This window comes from Anabaena catenula FACHB-362 (assembly GCF_014698735.1).
GTDB classification, from domain to species: Bacteria; Cyanobacteriota; Cyanobacteriia; order Cyanobacteriales; family Nostocaceae; genus Anabaena; species Anabaena variabilis_A.
In genome coordinates this window covers 117,651-138,629 of the sequence record NZ_JACJTQ010000004.1, presented here as the reverse complement: position 1 = coordinate 138,629, position 20,979 = coordinate 117,651, and the positions used below count along the sequence as shown (strand labels likewise).

Sequence of the window (20,979 nt, the reverse complement as noted above, 5' to 3'; positions counted from 1 at the left end):
CATTTAATTAATTAAACAATTAGATAAGATATGATTTACTTGTTCACTAGGTAAAGGTTTATAGAATAAATATCCTTGCCCAAATTCACAACCTAACTCTTTTAATTTTTCTAGTTGTGTTTGGGTTTCAATACCTTCTGCAACAACATTAATTCCTAGGCAGTGTGCGAAGGAAATCATGGTTTTGACAATAGCCGTTCCTTCTATACCATAATCTAGACGCTCAATAAATGAGCGATCAATTTTTATTGTACTTACTGGAAATTTATAAAATCTGCTGAAAGATGAGTATCCAGTTCCAAAGTCATCAATACAAAGTTGAACACCAAGATCATGAATTTTTTCTAAAACTTGAGTGGTAATACTGGATTCTTTAATAAAAGCAGTTTCTGTTACTTCTAATTTAATAAGTGCAGGTGATATGTGATTTTCATTAATAATGTGTTTAATTTGTTCTACTAGTTCTAAATTTTGAATTTTTACAGAAGATAAATTAACATTGAACACGAGGGAATCAATATTAGCAAATTTCTGTTGCCACTGACGTATTTGTTGGCAAGCTAACTGCAAAGATAATAAATCTAAAGCCTGAATCAAACCATTTTCTTCAGCCAGGGTAATGAATTTACTAGGTGATACCAATCCATGTTCTGGGTGTAACCAGCGAATTAAAGCTTCAAAACCAATTAACTTTTGAGAATTTAGACAAAATATGGGTTGATAGTAAAGGCAAAATTCCTTCCTTTCGATTCCTTGACGTAGTTCAATTTCCAACTGAATCCGATCTAAAGTTCGAGCTTGCATTTCTGAAGTGAATAAGACATAGCAACCTTTTCCAGAACGTTTTGCTTCGTACATCGCTGCATCTGCATCACGAAGGATCTCCGTGGGTTGATGATATTTTAGAGTAGAGGGTAAAATACCAATGCTGACACCAATATAAATTTTATATTCGTCAATTTGAAAAGGTATATGTAATTGTTCAATAATACATTTAGCAATCGCTTGCATAGATTCAATACCATCTTTATTAGGCAGAAAAATTATAAATTTATCTCCTCCTAAGCGTACTATTTTCCCGTTATTCTGTATGCATTTATAAAGTCTTTCGGTAACTTTTTTTAGCAATTTATCACCAACAAGATGTCCAAGACGATCATTTGCATTTTTAAAATTATCTAGGTCAAGAAATAAAATGGCTGAATCATCTTTTAATTGCTGCTGTGCGGAAAATTTTGACAAATGTTGCATTAACCAAGTACGATTAAATACTCCCGTTATAGAGTCATGAAAAGCTGTATAGATAAGTTTTTCCTCTCGCTGCTGAAGTTCATTTAATGCCAAAGTTAACGCCTGAGTACGCTCAATTACTCTTTGTTCTAAGTCCTGATTGACTTTTTGCAATTCTGTTTCTGCTATCTGACGAGCTACAATTTCTTGAGAAAGTTGTTGATTCTTTTCTTGAAGAGAGCGAGTTAAGTTACTCAGTTTTAAATGCAATTGTATGCGGGTTAAAACTTCTTGATGCTGAAATGGTTTGGTAATATAATCAACTGCTCCTAAATTCAATCCTTCAACTTTCTTCTCTGTGTCAGTTAAAGCAGTCATGAAAATGATAGGAATTTCTTGAGCCTGATTGACTTTAAGACGACGGCAAACTTCAAAACCATCGATCATAGGCATCATGACATCCAATAGAATCAAATCGGGAGTAACATACTCTAATTTATGTAAAGCATCTTGACCATTTGTAGCAACCAAAACTCTAAATCCAGACTCTGTTAAGAAAGTGAACAGAATTCTTAAATTATCTGGATTATCATCCACAATCAATATCTGGACTGCTGACTCTGTTTGCATAGACTTGTATAGAAATCTCATGATTTCAGTTTAAAAGGATCTTTGTAAAGTATCAAGTTGTATTGATACATAGCAATCTAGTTTGATTTATGAGAGTTTGCGTGGCGTAGCCATACTTACTCGTGGAAGCTTTTAACAGGGAACTATGAATAGGAAAAAAGGGAGGTAAGTAAGCCCACGTAAATATAGCAGGTGATATCATGTTCGCTTAATTACTTATCAAAAAAAATCGACCCGTCACCCTGTCCCCCATCTCCGCGTCAGCCCTAATTATAAGTCTTTAACGGAACACAATATGGCACGTGACAGTGTGAAAAGTGGCTTAATACCGTTTTATAGCAGGTGACGCGGATACACGGGGACGCGGGGACACGGGGACAGGGATATTCATTTGTAGCTGTAATTAGGGCTTGCTTAATAAAGCTAAAACTTAGATATAGCTGTAGCCAGGATAATTAGGACATTATTAATCCTTGAAACTTAGATATAATAAGGCTTTCCCTCCTGCCTCCTGCCCTCTGCCTCCTGCCTCCTGCTATATATCAAGAGTTTGAAGGTTAAAAAGGTGAATCAGGTGCAAGGAATAAGCGTTGAAACTAGCAAAAACCTATCACTTGACCAGATTCAAGACTATTCTTTTCTTCTTCTAATTCTTCCTCTGGTCACTGAGCGTAGTCGTTCGCGAAGCGTCTCGTTCACGTAGTGTCTCCGACAGGAGAAGAGAAGTGCTGACTCCTGACTCCTGACTCCTGGTGGTCAATTCTGCCCGCAACTGATTGACTACCCGATCTAATCCTACGGAATGGGCTGCTTTGAATAATAAGCGATCGCCTTCTTGCACAAATGTCTTTAATCTCGCTACCAAATCAGCATGAGTAGTAAAACACTCAGAAGGTATACCCTGAGCGCTGTTGGCGATAGTTTCTGCATCTTGTCCATCTACCAAAACCAGCAAACCGTCTAACTGCAAATTCTGCACCATTTCCCCTACTTGTTGATGCAGTTGTTGGGATCTTGCCCCTAATTCCTTCATCGCACCTAATACGGCAATTTTCCGCTTTCCGGGAGTATCTGCCAATAACTGCAAAGCTGCTAACATGGCTTCTGGGGCAGCGTTATAGGTTTCATCTAAAATTAAAACATCATTAGGTAAAGCAAAGCGTTGGCATCTTCCTGTAGGCATATTCACCATGACACCATTTTGTAGAGATGCCCAATCAATTTCTAATACCTGGGCTACTGCTAAAGCCGCCAAAAAATTAGTAGCGTTGTGACGGCCAGGCAAGGGTAAAGGTAAGCGCATTCCTGCCACTTCTACAACTTCATTGTCAATTAATTTTCCTTGGATATCGCCACCTGAAAAACCGTAACTGATGACTTTCCCCTGCCACAATTTCGCTGCGGTTTCCATTAATAGGGGACTGTCATGATTGAGAATTGCCACACTATTAGCAGGCATTTCGGCTAATAACTCACATTTAGCTGCGGCTATGGCTGCTTCTGAACCAAGTAATTCAATATGTGCTGTTCCCACATTGGTAATTACGCCAATTGTTGGTTTAGCGATTTGCGTTAGTTCGGCGATTTGTCCTCTTCCCCGCATCGCCATTTCTATGACAGCGAAATCATGTTCTGTACCAAGTTCGAGGAGAGTTTTTGGCACACCGATTTCGTTATTGAAATTCCCATAAGTTTTGTGAACTTTTCCCTTGGTGGCTAAAACTGCGGCTATGAGTTCTTTTGTTGTCGTTTTTCCCACTGAACCTGTTACCCCAATGACAGGAACAGAAAAACTTTCACGCCACCATCTAGCAATTTGCTGATATGCCTGAAGAGTGTCTTTCACCTGCAATACAGGAACCCCAGGATTTTCATAAGCATAATCTACAATTGCTGCGATCGCACCAAAAGCCATCGCCATCGGCACAAACTCATGTCCATCAAACTTTTCGCCCCGTAAAGCCACAAACACTTCACCCGCTTGCAACATTCGGGTGTCTGTTTGAATACCACTGCCCAATTGGGCTAAAGCAGATGCAGATAAATTCACTGGTTGGGCTAAAAGAACTTCAACCAGTTGGGATAGAGTGGCAGAAACAGGCATACTGATAAATTTTAGGGTGTCTTAGTTTTAAATTTAAAAAACAGCGAACCTACACTAGCAAGGATTGAAGGAAGATATCTACCAAATCCTACAATCCTTGGGGTCAAAATATTAAAATAATTCGTAATTGATAATAATGCCGACCGCAGGCTACCCCCAACCTAATTCGTAGTTAAAGACTTTTTGAGACGGGGATTTAGACCTCGACTCAAACAAATCCATGTATAGACGAAGGGGAATTAAACCCAAAAATTACGAATTAGTAATTAGTTAAAATATCAGTGAAATATTATATTATATGCCTGTTGCCTCTTCCCGATGGTATCGTTTCCGGCTAAATACTTATCATTAGGGCTGAGGCGAAAGACGAGTCGAGTTTTTTTTGATCAGCAATTAGCCGGACTAGATATTAGAAACTACACAAAATATACAGAGGTCTTTTTAATCCAAAAAATAAATTGCGTGTTTACTGTTCCCAAGAATTGACACAGTGTGAACACGCACATTGAAGCGTTGCCAGTCAGAACTGTACAGTGAAGTGTAAATTTAGTGTTCTGTCTTTTCAATTGTCTCAATCACTGCTAAACCTATGCTGGAAGCTGCAATTAGCAGTATTGCCGAAAACAGGAAGGCATTGGTAAGCATCCGGAGGGCATCGTCAAAAAAAATGTAGGTAGTCATTGGTTCAGCCTTTAAACTCTATGCTGGCGCTAGTATGGTTTATCTATCTACAGCCTGATGACTGAATTTTCTTGATTAACTCCTAGCACTTGCATCTTAACAAAACTTTAGATGATTCAGGACATCATGACAAATTTTTTTTGCTAAAGTTTTCATGAATTTAACCTAAATTTGGTTAGGCACAATACAGAAAAATACTGAAAGTAAAAATTAGGGCAATCTTCATTACCGTAATTTTTTTGAATTTACAGTAAATTCAGTCACTATTACTTAAGCAAATATCATGGCATCTTTACATTTAGCAATATGTACAAACCGCCTGTTATTAAAGCCGATATCGCTCAAATATAAGGAAGAGATTTTTCAGGAATTCACTGCCGAAATTACGACATATTTATATGCCAGTCCACCTAGAAAAATTATAGATACTGAATTTTTTATTAATCAATCTTTACTAGAGATGGAAAAAGGAGAGAATTTAATAGTTGTGCTTTTAAGGAAAAATTCTCAAGAATTTTTAGGATGTAGTGGCATCAATCAAATTAATAGTAAACATCCCCAAACTGGAATTTGGTTAAAAAAATCAGCACATGGACAAGGCTATGCAACAGAAGCAATTACAGCTTTAAAAAGCTGGGCTGATGAAAACTTAGATTATGAATATTTGAGATATCCTGTAGATCGGGCAAATACATCCAGCCGCAGAGTCGCAGAAAAGTTAGGAGGTAAAATTGGAGGGGAATATGAGCATACTAATTTGAGTGGTAAAATCTTAAATGTGGTCGAGTATAGAATTCCCAAAAAATGAACAATGCTGGCTGATAAGAAAAGAAAACTACTAACTTAAACAGGGTTCAATGGTAGCGATTACTGATGCTGAAAGTGTTGGTAAATCATAGCCGCCTTCTAAGCCAAAGAGGATTTTGCGAGTTAAGCCTAAACAATATTCTGTGAATAAACCATAATCTTCTGGCTGCAAATTCATACTTGCTAAAGGATCATCAGCATTAGCATCATAACCAGCACTGACAATTAATAAATCTGGCTGAAAATTGGCTAAAAAGGGGATGATTTTATTTTCCCACAAGGGTTGATATTCGGTAATATCACTACCTGGAGGAATAGGTAAATTTAACACATTATTATGAAAACCTTTTTCGGAAGCTTTCCCAGTACCGGGATAGGCGGGGTACTGATGTAGAGAACAATATGCAATTTGTGGGTGAGTTTCTACTATGGCTTGAGTACCATTACCGTGATGTACATCCCAGTCTAAGATGGCAACACGGTTAATTCCCGGTTTTTCTAAGGCATAGACAGATGCAATGGCTGCATTGGAAAATAAACAAAACCCCATCCCTGTATCACTTTCGGCATGATGTCCTGGTGGACGCGCCAATACAAAGGCGGGATTTTCTGTGGCGACAACAGCATCTACCCCATCCAACCAAGCACTCACCGCCAACAAAGCTACATCATAACTACGGGGGGAAACTGGGGTGTCGCCATCCAAATAACCACCACCTGTGGAAGCAATTTCTTTAAGTTTGTTAATATATGTGGCAGTATGGACTTTTTCTATCCAAGACATCTGCTCGGATTTTATGGTAGGGGATAGCCATTCAATTTGTTCGGTAAAACTCGCAGCTTTTAAAGCTTTAACAATCGCGGTTAAGCGTTCTGGTTTCTCAGGATGATAGCGTCCTGTTTTATGTTCTAAAAATTCATCAGAATAAATAATTTGTAGCATGGATTCCCACAGGCATAGAAAGGGCAATTTTTCAGAAATGTCGTTTTTTCCAAAATAAGAACTGATTTACAGCAGAATTCAGGAGTCATATCGTCTTTGGTTAAAGACTTTATAATCAGGGAACCGCGCGGAGATAGGGGGACGCGGTGACGCGGGGAGTTTTTTGATAAATAATTAAGCCCACATGATATCAGAAGTTAAAGCCACTTGATAACTGATTTTTGGTGGAAATTGTGTACTTGATTTACCTGCATTTTACTGGATATAGAAAGCTATTTTATATTATAAACTGCATCAGTTAAATATTGAGAATATCTGTCAATATAACTTTAGCTGCTTCTAAATTTATAATTTAGTTAATTAGTAAAGAACGGCGTAAATTAACTATTAAAAATCGCTAAGAAGCTTGTATTATATGATTTTTTACTATTTAATGTTTTATTTTTTACTCTAGTTTTGGTAGTAGTTTGTAGTTATGAAAGTGCCACAAAAAGTCAATCCAAATTTATGAGACAATTGATTGCAACTAAATGAATTACAAACAGAAAATCAAAACTCAAATATCAACAGAACTCACATATTAAGCGGCTTTTACTTCTGATATCATGTGGGCTTAATTATTTATAAAAAAAACTCCCCGCGTCACCGCGTCCCCCTATCTCCGGGTCAGCCCTAATTATAAATCTTTCACCAAAGACGATATGACTCATGGCTCCTGAATTCTGCTGTAACTGCAATCGATATAATATTTTAATTTTGAGTGGCTAATCTATTATTGTTTTGTTAGCCATTCTTGCCACAAAACACCTGAATATATGTTAGGATCATATCAAAATATGGCAATTTTTCAAGATTAATTTGACATAATTTTGTGTTTTGTCAAGTACAAAGGCTAAAATCTACAATTTTTGGAGTTGTTTAGGTTATGACAACCTCACAGGAGAGGATTATCCCGACGGATTTGCGAAATGAAATGTCGCGATCTTATCTGGAATACGCCATGAGCGTAATTGTAGGTCGGGCGCTGCCAGATGCAAGGGATGGTCTTAAACCTGTGCATCGTCGCATCCTCTATGCCATGCACGAGTTAGGTTTGCTGCCCGATCGCCCGTTTAGAAAATGCGCCCGTGTGGTGGGGGAAGTGTTGGGTAAATTTCACCCCCACGGTGACACGGCGGTGTATGATGCCTTGGTGCGGATGGCGCAGGATTTTTCGATGCGATCGCCCTTAATCAACGGACATGGTAACTTTGGTTCCGTAGATAACGATCCGCCGGCGGCAATGCGGTACACAGAATGTCGTTTACAAGCCTTAACCAGTGCCGCCTTACTACAAGATATTGAAGCCGAAACTGTAGACTTTGCCGATAACTTCGATGGTTCTCAACAAGAACCGACAGTTTTACCATCACGTATCCCCCAACTACTGCTAAATGGTTCTTCTGGGATTGCGGTGGGGATGGCGACAAACATTCCTCCTCACAACTTAGGGGAATTGATCGATGGGTTAGTGGCATTAATTCACAAACCAGAAATCACCGATATCGAGTTAATGCAGTATATCCACGGGCCAGATTTCCCCACTGGGGCGCTGGTTTTGGGAACTGCGGCGATTAAAGAAGCTTACACCACCGGGCGCGGTTCGATCACCATGCGCGGCGTTGCCAATATTGAAACCATTGAACAACGGGGAAGGCCGGAACGGGAAGCAATTATTATCACAGAATTGCCTTACCAAACCAACAAAGCGGCATTGATTGAAAAAATAGCCGAGTTGGTGAATGATAAACGCATTGAAGGAATTGCAGATATTCGGGATGAGAGCGATCGCGATGGAATGCGAATCGTCATAGAATTAAAACGCGATGCTTATCCCCGCGTTGTTCTCAACAACCTTTACAAACAAACTCCTCTCCAAGCCAACTTTGGCGCGAATATGTTGGCCTTGGTGAATGGTGAACCCCAAGTCCTCACCATCAGAGAGTTCTTAAGAGTCTTCCTGGATTTCCGCATTGAAACCATTAACAGACGTACCCGTTATCAATTACGGAAAGCACAAGAAAGAGATCATCTTTTACAGGGTTTATTAATTGCTTTATCCCAATTGGATGCAATTATTATCTTGATTCGTCATGCACCCGACGCACCCACAGCCAAAGGTGAGTTAATCACAACTTACGGACTTTCGGAAGTCCAAGCAGATGCAATTTTACAGATGCAACTGCGGCGGTTAACAGCCCTAGAAGCAGATAAAATTCGTCTAGAACACGAAGAATTACAAAACCAGATCGCCGACTTACAAGATATCTTGGATAGACGGGAACGGGTGCTAGAAATCATTGAAAGCGAAGTTAGCCAAATCAAAACAAGTTTCGCCACACCCCGACGCACACTCATTACTCACGCGGAAGGTGATTTAGACGATCTCGACTTAATTGCAAATGAAAAAGTCCTGATTCTTCTGACCAAACAAGGTTACATCAAACGGATGCCCGTTAATACCTTTGAAGCCCAAAGCCGTGCCACCAGAGGCAAAGCCGGCGCTAAAGTCAAAGATGATGATACCATTGAGCATTTCTTAACTTGCTGCGACCATGATAGCGTCTTATTCTTTAGCGATCGCGGTGTCGTCTACTCCCTGAGAACCTATCAAATACCCCTTGGTTCCCGTACCAGTCGTGGTACACCCATCGTGCAAATGTTGCCCATTCCCAAAGAAGAAAAAATCACTTCCATCGTACCTGTAGACGAATTTAGGGACGATGAATACTTGGTCATGCTCACCAAAGGCGGTAACATCAAAAAAACCGCATTGGCAGCATTTAGTAACATTCGCGCCAACGGTTTAATTGCCATATCCTTAGAAGAAGGCGACCAACTGCGTTGGGTACGGAGAGCCAGAGTAGAAGATAGCGTGATCATTGGTTCCCGTCACGGAATGGCCATTCACTTCCGCTGTACCCATGAACAATTGCGCCCTCTCGGTAGAGCGACTCGTGGGGTAAAATCCATGAAACTAAAGAAAGGTGATGAATTAGTAGGGATGGATATTCTCCCAGCCGCTATTCTGGAAACTTTGAATACAGAAACTGAAGAACTTGTCGAAACTGAAGATATCGAAAATAACGAAGAACTCATCGAAACTGAAGAACTCATCGAAATTGAAGATATCGAAAATAACGAAGAAACCGCAGAAGTAGCCAATAACAACAGTACTGGCCCTTGGGTTTTGGTGATTACAATGGGAGGATATGGAAAGCGCGTACCAGTTGGACAATTCCGCCTGCAAAACCGGGCTGGACAAGGTTTAAGGGCTACCAAATTCAAAAACCGCAAAACCAAAGATAAATTAGCCACCCTGCGAATTGTCAACAACGACGAAGAAATCATGATGGTGACAAATCGCGGTATTATCATCCGTCAAGCCGTGAATGCAATTTCCACCCAATCGCGTTCTGCTACCGGAGTCAGAGTGCAGCGTTTAGACGAAGATGACGCAATTACAGGAGTAGCAATTGTTCCTCCCGATACTGGTGATACAGGCGAATTAGAAGAAGCAGAATAAAGAAGAGACAGGAGGATTCAACGCAAATTCACTGTGCTAAAACTCTGCGTGACTTTGCGCTAACCTCCGCGTCCCTCTGCGTTAAAAAAAATTACGACTGATATAAAGATGAAGTATTTAGGAAAAAAGCCGTTTTCATCCTTTCATCTTTACGCTTTATCCTTGATCAGTGGGCTATTGATGGGGGTGACAGTCGCCCCCGTTGGTGCTTGGTTTCTAGCCTGGTTCGCTCTAGCTCCATTGTGGGTGATAGTTGTTAAATATACTAAAAACACAATTCTCCCTGCCTTTATTTGGGCGATCGCATATCATGGAGTTGCCCTATCCTGGATTACTGGCATTTATCCTATGGATTGGCTGGGTGTTCCAGCTTTACCTGGTTTAGCAATCACTCTTTTTTGTTGGTCATTTATTAGCCTTTGGGGAGGAATATTAGTCTCAGTTTGGGCGGCTTTGATGGTACGTTTAGACCAGGAAAAACCCTGGCTGCGTGTCTTAATTGGTACGGCTTTATGGTGCGGTTTAGAAAGTCTTTGGAGTGCAAGTCCTTTATGGTGGAGTTCTCTTTCATATACTCAATCACCGCATAATCTGGTAATTTTACATTTGGGTCAATTGTCTGGGACTACCACGGTAACGGCTGTGATTGTCGCTGTTAATGGGTTGGTTGCAGAAGCTTGGATTTATTGTTGCACGCAGAGGAGGACACTTGCTTGGGCGGGTTTCCCGACTTGTGCAAAGTGTCCGTCGCGCAGAGGCGCAAAGGAAGAAGGGAGTTTAAGGAAGAGTTTTGTTAATCCTTATTTGGTTGTTGGTTGCTCACTTTTAGTTATTTCTCATATTATTGGTTTTGTTCTTTATAATCAACCTCTGATCCAAAACCCAGATACAAATTTAAAAATCGGCATTATTCAAGGTAATATTCCTAATCAAATAAAACTGCGTCCTCAAGGACTGCGTCGAGCTATTGAAGGTTATACTGAAGGATATTTAAAATTAGCAAATCAAGGTGTAGATGGAGTTCTTATTCCAGAAGCTGCGTTACCATTTTTTCAACGCAACCTACAACAAACCTCTTTCCTGAAAGCAGTCAGAGAAAAAGGTGTAGTTGCTTGGATAGGTGCTTTTGGTGAAAGGGGAAACAGCTATACAAACAGTTTATTTACTGTCACTGCTCAAGGAGAAATTACCAGCCGCTACGACAAATCCAAGTTAGTCCCACTAGGTGAATATATTCCTTTTGAACAAATTTTAGGCGCGATTATTCAACGTTTATCACCACTAGATGAACATCAAGTTCCTGGTTTACCAAATCAGGTTTTTGATACTCCCTTTGGACGAGCAATTGTGGGGATTTGTTACGAATCAGCCTTTCCAGAAATTTTCCGTCGTCAAGCTTTCTTGGGTGGACAATTTATTCTCAGTGCCTCCAACGATGCCCATTACACAGCGGCAATGTCAGATCAACATCATGCCCAGGATATTATGCGGGCAATTGAAACCGATAGATGGGCTGTCAGGGCGACAAATACTGGATATTCGGCTTTTGTTGATCCTCATGGAAGAACTCTGTGGAAATCAGGACATAACACCTACGAAATCCACGCAGAAACTATTTATCGTCGCCAAACGCAGACTTTATATGTGCGTTGGGGAGATTGGTTGATGCCTTTGTTGTTGGGTTTGGCTGGGTTGGGGTGGTTTTTAGGCGGAACGATTAAATAGATATAGCAGGTGACAGGAAGTGACTCTTGACAGTGCTAAAAGCCTTTTAGTGTCTAAGTTTTATCAATGGCTTACGCCGTGCGTTAGCACTACAGTTGATTTCTTAACCCCTTTGTCCGTTGCTATATATCCCACTAATACCATTTTACTTTAAGGTTGATATAAATGAACCGCATGGGGAAAGAATAAAAGGCCAATGATTTGTATCGGGCTTTTTGTAAAATGGTATGAGGGATGAGCTTTAACTCCCCCTTACCTAGTAAAAAAGGGGGTTAGATGGTTAGAAAATGTTTGATATTTTTAGGCTTAAAAAGCCTACTGTATAAGCTTTATCACCTTCAAGCTTGTTCCACTAGTTATATGGATTTTGATATTGGGTAAAAAAAGTTTTGCTGGGGGTGATATGAAACTGATTAAGAGTGGGTAAGTTATTTGTACAAGGAAACGATACTTTACCCGCCAGGAAAACTACTATGAAAACTGAACTGAAAGCCAAGTTTATCCAACACCTCCTCGGTAAAAAGCAAGAGAACGAGGGTTTCACCCTGATTGAATTGTTAGTTGTAATTATCATTATTGGTATTCTATCTGCGATCGCTCTACCTTCCTTCTTGAACCAAGCGAACAAAGCCAGAGAATCTGAAGCTAAACAGTACGTAGGTTCTATGAACCGCGCTCAACAAGCCTATTATTTAGAAAAGCAACTTTTTAGCACTAGTATAGGTCAATTAGGACTTGGTATCCAATCTGGTACAAAAAACTACGATTACCTTATTGCTGCTTCGCCAGCGGCTAACCCAACCGATTTTGTTGCGAACATTGCTAGTCCTACCAATACCAAGAACCTGAGAGCTTATGTTGGTGGCGTAGATCTAATTGATTCTGGTGGTGCAGCTACAACTTTGGCTATTTTATGTCAGAAAACTAACGCTGGTGATGGTGATGCTACCTCTGTAACATTAATTGCTGACTTAACTACCCAACCTGTATGTAACGCTGGCGCTGGCTTCGCTACTATCGACTAAAACACTTAGGAAGATTGTTAGACATCGACTGAATTTAAATGTGCATCTTTTAGAATTCTTGTAGAGACGTTCAATGGAACGCTTCTAGTTTATTTACCAAAGATGTATATTTATATTTTCAGTGTTTAGTTAGTTATACTTAAATAATAAAGTGAGTAATTGGCTTTACTCACTTTTGTTTTTTTTACCAAGCTCTTAAACAAAATATACAGAGCAAAAAAATGATTGATCATCAAGAAAAACAAGCATTTACAGCTTTTCATCAGGGTAAATATTTGCAAGCAGTAGAACTTTATCAAGAACTAATTACTAATGAACCAGAAGTTAAAGAATATCATTGGTATTTAGGATTAGCGCTACTTTTGCAGGGTGAAGAAGCAGATGCTCAAACGGCTTGGATGTTAGCAATTTTTGAGGGAGAAGAAGCAGAAATAGAGGAATGGACTCAGGAATTAGTCAAAGTTTTAGCAACTGAAGCACAACACCAAGAAAAATTACAACAATATCAACTGGCTTGGTTAATTCGCCAACATATTCGGGAAATTAATCCTGGTGATATAAATAATCTTTTCCAAATAATTCAACTATCTTTGCATTTAGGAAATCTGACTAGTGAAGATTTTCAGCAATTAGGAATTATTGAGTTTATAGGTGCTGATTTAGAACTAGAAATAGATAAAGAATTATTATTTTCAGTCTTAAAAAATGCTTTGAAGTCAGTACCATTTGAACCTTGGGTATTAGAATTTGCTGAAGCTTGTATTCCCTATCTTGACCCTTTGCAACTTACTCATACTTTGATGTTAACTGCTACTGAAGTTGCTTATGCAGGACATCGATTTAACTTAGCAATTAAATATGCTGAACTATGTTTAAAAATAAACTATCCCTATCCAGCAGTTATTTCCGAAGTTTTGAGTCATTTAGCTAGTTTTTATTATGAAATTTGTGATTTTAATCAAGGAATTGAAATTGCTAAACAAATATATGATCTGGCTCAAAATACAACAGATTTAATTAATGCTAATTTTGTCGTCTTAGAGGGTTTATTGCGTTCTGGGGGACGTTGGCAAGAAGCAATTCCAATTATTCGACAATATGAAAATTGTTTAAATCAACTAATTACCGAGCAACCAAATATAGATCGTACTAAAATTTATCGTCTCATCAATTCTACATATTTTCTGCCCTATATTCGGGATGCTGCTCGCCAAAACCGTTCTTTACATAACCAAATTCTCAAATTATGCCAAGCTAATATTGAAGTCTCTGCTCAAGCGCAATCTAAACGTTACTCTCAAGCCAATGCTCAGAGAATCAGAAAGCCAAAAAAACAACTAAAAATTGGTTATCTTTCCCATTGTTTTCGAGAACATTCTGTGGGTTGGTTAGCCAGATGGTTATATCAACATCATGATAGAGAGCAGTTTGAAATTTATACTTATTTTGTAAATCACCTTTCTCATATTGACGATTTTCTCCAAAATTGGTATGAAGACAATTCAGATCATGTCAGAAAATTAGGAAGAGATGGCATAGAAATTGCCGAACAAATTCATCAAGATAAAATTGATATTTTAATTGATCTTGATAGTATGACTGCGGATATTAGCTGTGAAGCAATAGCACTAAAACCTGCCCCGATTCAAGTAACATGGTTAGGTTGGGATGGTTCGGGAATCCCTGCTATTGATTACTATATTGCTGATAATTATGTTTTACCAGAATATGCCCAAGAATATTACAGTGAAAAAATTTGGCGTTTACCAAATGCCTATCTAGGGGTTGATGGTTTTGAAATTGGTGTACCAACTCTACGACGAGAGGATTTAGAAATCCCCAATGATGCAGTAATTTATTTTAGCGCTCAATCTGGTTATAAACGCAATCCTGATAATGTACGCTTACAAATGAAAATCCTCAAACAAGTACCAAATAGTTATTTTTTAATCAAGGATATTAATAAAGATGTACGTGTGATTAGAGAGTTTTTTGAACAAATTGCGGAAGAAGAAGGAGTCAGTAAAGAGAGATTACGATTTTTAGAAAAAGTACCCTTATCCTCAGTTCATCGTGCTAATTTAATGATTGCCGATGTGGTGTTAGATACCTATCCCTATAATGGCGCAACTACAACAATGGAAACTTTATGGGTGGGTGTCCCTTTGGTCACGAAAGTGGGAGAGCAGTTTTCCGCTCGCAATAGTTATACGATGATGGTGAATGCGGGTATTAGTGAAGGTATTGCTTGGAATGATGAAGAGTATATAGAATGGGGTGTGCGCTTGGGTAAAGATGCTGATATGAGAAAAGAAATTCACTGGAAATTATTAAAGTCACGACAGACAGCACCGCTTTGGAATGGTAAACAGTTCACCCGTGATATGGAAAAGGCTTATCAGCAAATGTGGGATAGGTTCATATAAATTACTGATAGTTAACCATCAGTTAGTTACGACTGTACAAACACAGAGATGTTGGGAAAATCAAAATATTAAATTTTGTTTATTTTACACAATAGATTATGAGAGATAACAATCAATCACAATTTCCTCTATATAATTCAAATAATTGGTTATTGCAGCATAAAAAAATTGTTACTTCCCAGTTAGGTGAAGATGGGATTATTGAGAAGATTTTCGAGATAATTCCTAATCAAAATCATTGGTGTGTGGAATTTGGTGCTGGTGATGGTAAACGTTTTAGTAATACTTACAATCTTATTAACAATTGCGGTTGGTCATCAGTACAAATTGAAGCGAACTCACGAGATTATGATTTATTAGCAAGTCGATACGGTGAGAAAAATGAAGTTATTTGTTTAAATAAATTTATTAGTTTTGATGGAGAAAACACTTTAGATAAAGTTTTACAAACTACTTCTATTCCTGTCGATTTTGATTTTATGTCAATAGATATCGACGGTAATGATTATTATATTTGGTATTCACTGGAAGTCTATCACCCTAAAGTTGTTATGATTGAATTTAATCCAACTATTCCCCATTATATATACCATGTACAACCTAAAGATCAAGAAGTATATCATGGTTCATCTTTACTAGCATTACAAGCACTAGGTCAAAAAAAAGGTTATGAATTAATTGCTTCTACTGAATGGAATGCCATATTTGTAGATTCGCAATATTTTCCTTTGTTTGGAATTAAAGACAATTCTATCTGGCAAATGAATCATAACTATCAATTCTGGACATATGTATTTCAACTATATGACGGGACGATAGTAGTAGGAGGAAATAATATGATGATTTGGCATGATGTAGAAGTTCACTTACCAAGTATTCAAGAGTTAATTCAAGTTTTACCACCAGAGCAGAGAAAGTATCCTGGCAGGTTATTTGATTAGATATTAGTTATAGTTACATAGATAAAAATCCACATCCACTTGAAAGATGACAAAATTAATTATTATTGTTGGTTTATTAAACAATAAAGCTCTATATAGGGTCAAATTATCAGTGTACATGAATTATTGAGAAAACAAATATTTAAAGGATAGTATGTTGGATAAGTTAAAAATTTTAATTGTTAGTAATTTATATCCACCTCAAGTTCTTGGTGGATATGAACGTTCTATAGCTGACTACGCTAGATTATTGCATCTTCGTGGACATAATGTTTTAGTGCTGACAAGTAACGCAGAAGAATATGCTACTAATTACGAAATAGCTGAACCAGCACCCGTAGTTCACCGCAGCTTATATTTGTGTGGAGAATGGACAAATGAAGGACCACAGTGGTATTCTCCAGAGTTGATGTTACCTAGAATTTTGGAGAATCGTAAAATTACAGCTGAAGAATTACAAAATTTTCAGCCAGATATTTGTCTAGCAGGAAATATTGATTTTTTAGGCATAGAATTATTAGATAAAATCCTCGCAGATGGTATTCCAGTTGCCCATTACGTAATGAATAATAGCCCTGGTTATCTCCCTATATTAACTCCTAAAAGTAAGTTACATCAATATATAACCTGTAGCGATTGGATCAAATCTAATTTAGAGGAAACAAACTATCCCGTAGAAACTACTCAAACGATTTATCCAGGTGCTGCGGTTGAAGAATTTTATCAAGCTGAATTACCACCCAGGGATAAAATCCGTATTGCCTATGCTAGTTTGGTAATGCCATACAAAGGTGCTGATGTACTCATTGAAGCTCTTTCCTTACTCCATAATGCTGGAATTGAATTTTCAGTTACCATAGCTGGAGGAACTATGAAACCAGAATTTGTGGAAGCTCTAAAAGAATTTGTTGAATCAGAAGGAATGCAAAATCAAGTAAAGTTTCCTGGAGTTCTCTCTCGTCAAGAACTGAAGGAACTTTACCGTACACATAATGTTTTAGTATTTCCTTCTCGATTTCCAGAACCTTTTGGTATTAGTCAAATTGAAGCAATGGCAGCTGGATTAACATTAGTCACTAGTGGAACTGGTGGTGCGGGGGAAATAGTAGAACATGGTGAGGATGGGTTAAAGTTTGAGTCAGAAAATCCTTTAGACTTAGCTGATGTTTTGTCTTCTCTGTTGATTAATCCAGAAGAGTGGGAAAGAATAACTTATGCAGGACAACAAACAGCTATGTCTAAGTTTAGCCAAACCCGTGCTGTTGAGCAATTAGAAAATGTATTATTTAAATTAGTTTCCATGAAATAACGCTTTTTTCAGAAAATACAATTCTCAATTTGGGCAGAATTTGGCTAGAATTATAGTATTAATGTAGAACAGTTTAAGTTGATATTCCCATGCAAGATAATAATAATCCACTAATTCAAAGATATCTTAATACATTTTCAGAAATTACTCATTTAAATATATACAATATTCACATTTTTGAACAACTTTTAGGATTACAAAAGATCCTGGAAATACCAGGTGATATTCTGGAAATTGGTGTACTAGAAGGTGCAACATCTGCACTTTTGGCAACCTCTCTAGAAGAAAAGGAAAGATTATTTCTCATAGATCCATATCAAAATTCTGATAATATTTATCCCATAATATCTCACTTTTCAGGCATTGAAAATAACCAATTAGTTTATTTTCAGATAGACTCAATTTTTATTTCCAAGCGTCATTCAAAGTTCTTAGAACCTTATTCTCCTTTGTTCAGGTTTATTCATATAGATGGTGAACATAGCTATGATGCTGTTTACTCAGATATGGATCTTTCTACTTTATATATTTCCAACAGTGGTTTGATAGTGCTAGATGATATATTTAACATTAATTCTGCTTGTTGTACTCATGCAATGTTTGATTATTTAAAAAGTCATCCTAATTTGCACTGTGTAGCTATGGGTTTTGGTAAAGCTTACCTATGTGAGAGCCGATATATTAATGTTTACAGGAAGTTTTTTATTAACCTACCAGAAATTTTAGCGAGTGTTGCGGGTTTAAATGTGAGAGTTTCATTTAATAGTTGGGCTTATGAAAGATCCTACGTCACACTTTCTGCTATAGAGAGTGATGAGCAAAAGTATCAAATTATTGGTCAACGATTAAATTCCCTTAATGAAGTTATTGATATTCTTGACTTAAATCTTGATTAAACCATAACTTAGGAATTCCTTCTAGTTGTGGTGGTATGAGCATCTGATTTTCCTGATTCACAATCATCTGTGCATGGAGTGTTGCTTTTAAAGCTTCCCATTCCTTTTCATTCAAAATGCCTACAAACGAAATTTGTAATTCATCAGAAATCTCTATATTTTCTTCCATGATTAGTTGCATAATTGCCGTAGATATGACAACCTGAGCATCTTCTTCATTTATTGCACCAATATGAATGAGTAAGGTAGTTTTTGGAACTTCAAAATCTGTAACCACAGATTTAATTATGGTGATTAAATCTTGCACAATAGCTTCTTCTAGCTGTTCCCAATTCGGAAACATTATTAAATTAACTTCTCTTAAATTTAATGTTTCTTGGAAATATGGTACTAAATATTGTAAATTAATATCTTGAAAAACTGCTAATTCTTGACGAATTATTAATTTAGGTAATTCTAGTTTGAATACATTTTCGCTCTCGAAAATAGATGCAAATACTTGTTGAGATGCCTCAATTACAGAAAGTCCTTGTATCGATTGTAAAATTCCTCTCAGTGTGTTCTTACTGAATATAGTAAATGATAAAAGAGTTAATGGAAATCCGAGTATGGGTAGTAACCTTACAGCTTCTGCATAGGTCATTTTTCCGCTACGGCATAAAAATTGCCCTTGAGTATTAAATAATCCTGGCATGAATATAGCATCTTCAATTCTATCTTCTATAGAAGATAACCAAGCTGCGCTAAAAACTCCTGTCAAGTTTTGAGAATCTGGAGATGTGAGAATATCGAGAGATGAAGAAATGAATGATTCATCATATTGTGTGTAGTTATTAGCAACTAAGATATATTCGGCTGGTGTATCTTCAATCAAAGATAGGATATCTTCTATAATTTCTTCATACTTATCACTTTCACAATTATTAACTTCATGGATGAGAATATTTTTATATCTTGATTGGGAAAAATAATCGGATGAAAGTTTACTTCCATCTGTGTAATTAGCTTTGTAGTTTAGGTATATGATACCTACTTTTAAAGGATCAATAATTAAATTATTGAGATTATTTACAGTTTGTTGTCTGACCAGTTTTTTATATTGTTCTATTGCTAATAATTCTTCTTGATAGAAAGCTTCTTCATTTTCGGAAATGCGGTTGCTGAAATCTTCTCCAGGTAGATTTGCAAAGGAAGCCCCTGTCATAATCCTGTCACATATTTTATCTAGGGTTGGATCATTGCCTGGTTGTAATTCGTCTACTGTTTTAAATCGCAAATCAAGAAAATGAATATCTTTAATACCCAGTGAACGGAATTTATGGGAAAACTTAAAGAAGAAAGAATTCGTAAAGCGATAAACTCTCTTTAAATCATCTGTTGTAATTTTTACTGTATCTACCAAAAGACTTTCTACAATTTGAGTGAGATGCTCTACCGTAGTGTCAGTAATAATATACTGAGAAGCCTTTTCATAAGCTGAAGTTGCTAAAATTGCAGTTGGAATACCCCTAGCAATTGTTTCAATTGCGACTGTACTAAAGCAAGCAATTGCTGCTTCTGCATTCCATAACAATGAGTAAGAAGTTAGTTGCTCAGAAGGCATTACAAATCTAACATTTTCTGGAGCAGAAAAAATTTGCTTATAGGCTTTTGTTAAAGAATAAGTCTCTGATATATCTGTAAGATTACCTGCTATAAAAGGATGATGGCGAATTACTAAATACTCAGTTCTATTTCTAAAAATTTCGATAAGATTGGCAATAATCTCAAATTGTGCAGTAATTTTAGCTCTATCTGTTAATGCAGCTAGTTCATCTTCACTGGAGGTAAATACAACTAATATTTTGGCATCTGATGGTATTCGCAGTTTATAACGAACATCTAAATAATTAGTTTGAAAATTATAAAAGGCGTGCCAATTCATATTTACACCGTATTCACGATGTATGAAATAATTTTTTGTTTGTTGTATTTCTTCGTGAGTTAAAGTTGTGTTTTCCCAAGATTTAACACAATCTAATATAGGTTGTGTATTATATGTGGGATAGTTATCAAAGAACATAAAGCTATCATCGATGAAGGCTCTTTCATGAGTAATTACATCTATGTTCTGAAGACGTGCAACTTCAAATGCTACTTGATAGGGAGCAAATCTTCCATTGAATAAAAATATATTGGTTGGTTGATACTCACTAAAAATTCTCACTAAGGCTTTATAAGTTACGAAACCATCTATTAAATATTTTCTATGAACTATTTGGACATCTTTTCGAGATAGTCCAGCAGCAGAAATACGAAAATAAGTGTAAATAGTTGAAGTTACCCATTGGCCAATTGCTAAGTCCTGATAGATAGCATTTGCATAATTGTCAGGACTTACTGTTTCTAGCCAATTGTTAGCAGCAGCGTAATCATCACTTTCAATAAAACTCCCTATTTGTATGTAAGGAAGTTCAAATACTTCCGCAAAGAAATGTTTGCCTATTTGAGTACATTGTTGACATTTGTTATTGTCCTCGTCAAATCTTGTAACAGCACAGTTTTGATAAATTCTGTCGCAACCTACAACCAAAACTTCACAGCCACGCAATCTTAATGAAGTAGCTACAACAGCATCTACTTGTTTATGAACTAAACCTGATCCATAGGGAGAAAAGAATAAGACTCTTTTTTTATTAGACATAATTTAGTGATGAT

13 protein-coding genes are annotated in these 20,979 nt (G+C 37.3%); 8 read left to right on the top strand and 5 right to left on the bottom strand.

The window, feature by feature from the left end; all coding sequences use genetic code 11:
* Window positions 1–3: 3 nt before the first annotated feature.
* From H6G68_RS04835 to H6G68_RS27565, 3 genes are all read right to left on the bottom strand, one after another.
* Window positions 4–1,860 carry a putative bifunctional diguanylate cyclase/phosphodiesterase gene (locus H6G68_RS04835; RefSeq protein WP_190905609.1) on the bottom strand — a complete coding sequence of 619 codons (1,857 nt, stop codon included), beginning with the start codon at window positions 1,858–1,860 and terminating at the stop codon, window positions 4–6.
* Window positions 1,861–2,506: 646 nt separating this feature from the next.
* A complete protein-coding gene (locus H6G68_RS04830; RefSeq protein WP_242045136.1) occupies window positions 2,507–3,964 on the bottom strand; it encodes a UDP-N-acetylmuramoyl-tripeptide--D-alanyl-D-alanine ligase in 1,458 nt (485 codons plus the stop codon).
* Between the two features lie 546 nt (window positions 3,965–4,510).
* A complete protein-coding gene (locus H6G68_RS27565) occupies window positions 4,511–4,645 on the bottom strand; it encodes a hypothetical protein (RefSeq protein WP_277871992.1) in 135 nt (44 codons plus the stop codon).
* A 283-nt stretch (window positions 4,646–4,928) separates the two neighbouring features.
* Here H6G68_RS27565 and H6G68_RS04825 point away from each other — a divergent pair, with 283 nt between their 5' ends.
* A complete protein-coding gene (locus H6G68_RS04825) occupies window positions 4,929–5,453 on the top strand; it encodes a GNAT family N-acetyltransferase (protein WP_190905608.1) in 525 nt (174 codons plus the stop codon).
* A gap of 30 nt (window positions 5,454–5,483) precedes the next feature.
* Here the strand turns inward: H6G68_RS04825 and H6G68_RS04820 are convergent, their stop codons facing one another.
* Window positions 5,484–6,395, bottom strand: coding sequence for a histone deacetylase family protein (locus tag H6G68_RS04820; RefSeq protein WP_190905607.1), 912 nt, complete (start codon window positions 6,393–6,395; stop codon window positions 5,484–5,486).
* Between the two features lie 925 nt (window positions 6,396–7,320).
* Here H6G68_RS04820 and gyrA point away from each other — a divergent pair.
* From gyrA to H6G68_RS04785, 7 genes are all read left to right on the top strand, one after another.
* On the top strand, window positions 7,321–9,960 hold the full coding sequence (gene gyrA, locus H6G68_RS04815; protein ID WP_190905606.1) for a DNA topoisomerase (ATP-hydrolyzing) subunit A: 2,640 nt from the start codon (window positions 7,321–7,323) through the stop codon (window positions 9,958–9,960).
* A 108-nt stretch (window positions 9,961–10,068) separates the two neighbouring features.
* Window positions 10,069–11,685, top strand: a complete 1,617-nt coding sequence (lnt, locus tag H6G68_RS04810; RefSeq protein ID WP_190905605.1) for an apolipoprotein N-acyltransferase — start codon at window positions 10,069–10,071, stop codon at window positions 11,683–11,685.
* Window positions 11,686–12,158: 473 nt separating this feature from the next.
* The gene (locus tag H6G68_RS04805; RefSeq protein ID WP_190905604.1) at window positions 12,159–12,710 is read left to right on the top strand and encodes a type IV pilin-like G/H family protein; all 552 of its coding nucleotides are present in this window, start codon (window positions 12,159–12,161) and stop codon (window positions 12,708–12,710) included.
* Between the two features lie 221 nt (window positions 12,711–12,931).
* Window positions 12,932–15,136, top strand: coding sequence for an O-linked N-acetylglucosamine transferase, SPINDLY family protein (locus H6G68_RS04800; RefSeq protein WP_190905603.1), 2,205 nt, complete (start codon window positions 12,932–12,934; stop codon window positions 15,134–15,136).
* Between the two features lie 98 nt (window positions 15,137–15,234).
* Window positions 15,235–16,077 carry a hypothetical protein gene (locus tag H6G68_RS04795; protein WP_190905602.1) on the top strand — a complete coding sequence of 281 codons (843 nt, stop codon included), beginning with the start codon at window positions 15,235–15,237 and terminating at the stop codon, window positions 16,075–16,077.
* Window positions 16,078–16,231: 154 nt separating this feature from the next.
* Window positions 16,232–17,386: a glycosyltransferase family 4 protein gene (locus tag H6G68_RS04790; protein WP_190905601.1), complete on the top strand. Its 1,155-nt coding sequence runs from the start codon at window positions 16,232–16,234 to the stop codon at window positions 17,384–17,386.
* An 89-nt stretch (window positions 17,387–17,475) separates the two neighbouring features.
* Entirely contained in the window at window positions 17,476–18,282 is an 807-nt protein-coding gene (locus H6G68_RS04785) for a class I SAM-dependent methyltransferase (protein ID WP_190905600.1), read from the top strand.
* Here H6G68_RS04785 and H6G68_RS04780 read toward each other — a convergent pair.
* On the bottom strand, window positions 18,251–20,965 hold the full coding sequence (locus H6G68_RS04780; RefSeq protein WP_190905599.1) for a hypothetical protein: 2,715 nt from the start codon (window positions 20,963–20,965) through the stop codon (window positions 18,251–18,253). The genes H6G68_RS04785 and H6G68_RS04780 overlap by 32 nt on opposite strands.
* Window positions 20,966–20,979: the final 14 nt, after the last annotated feature.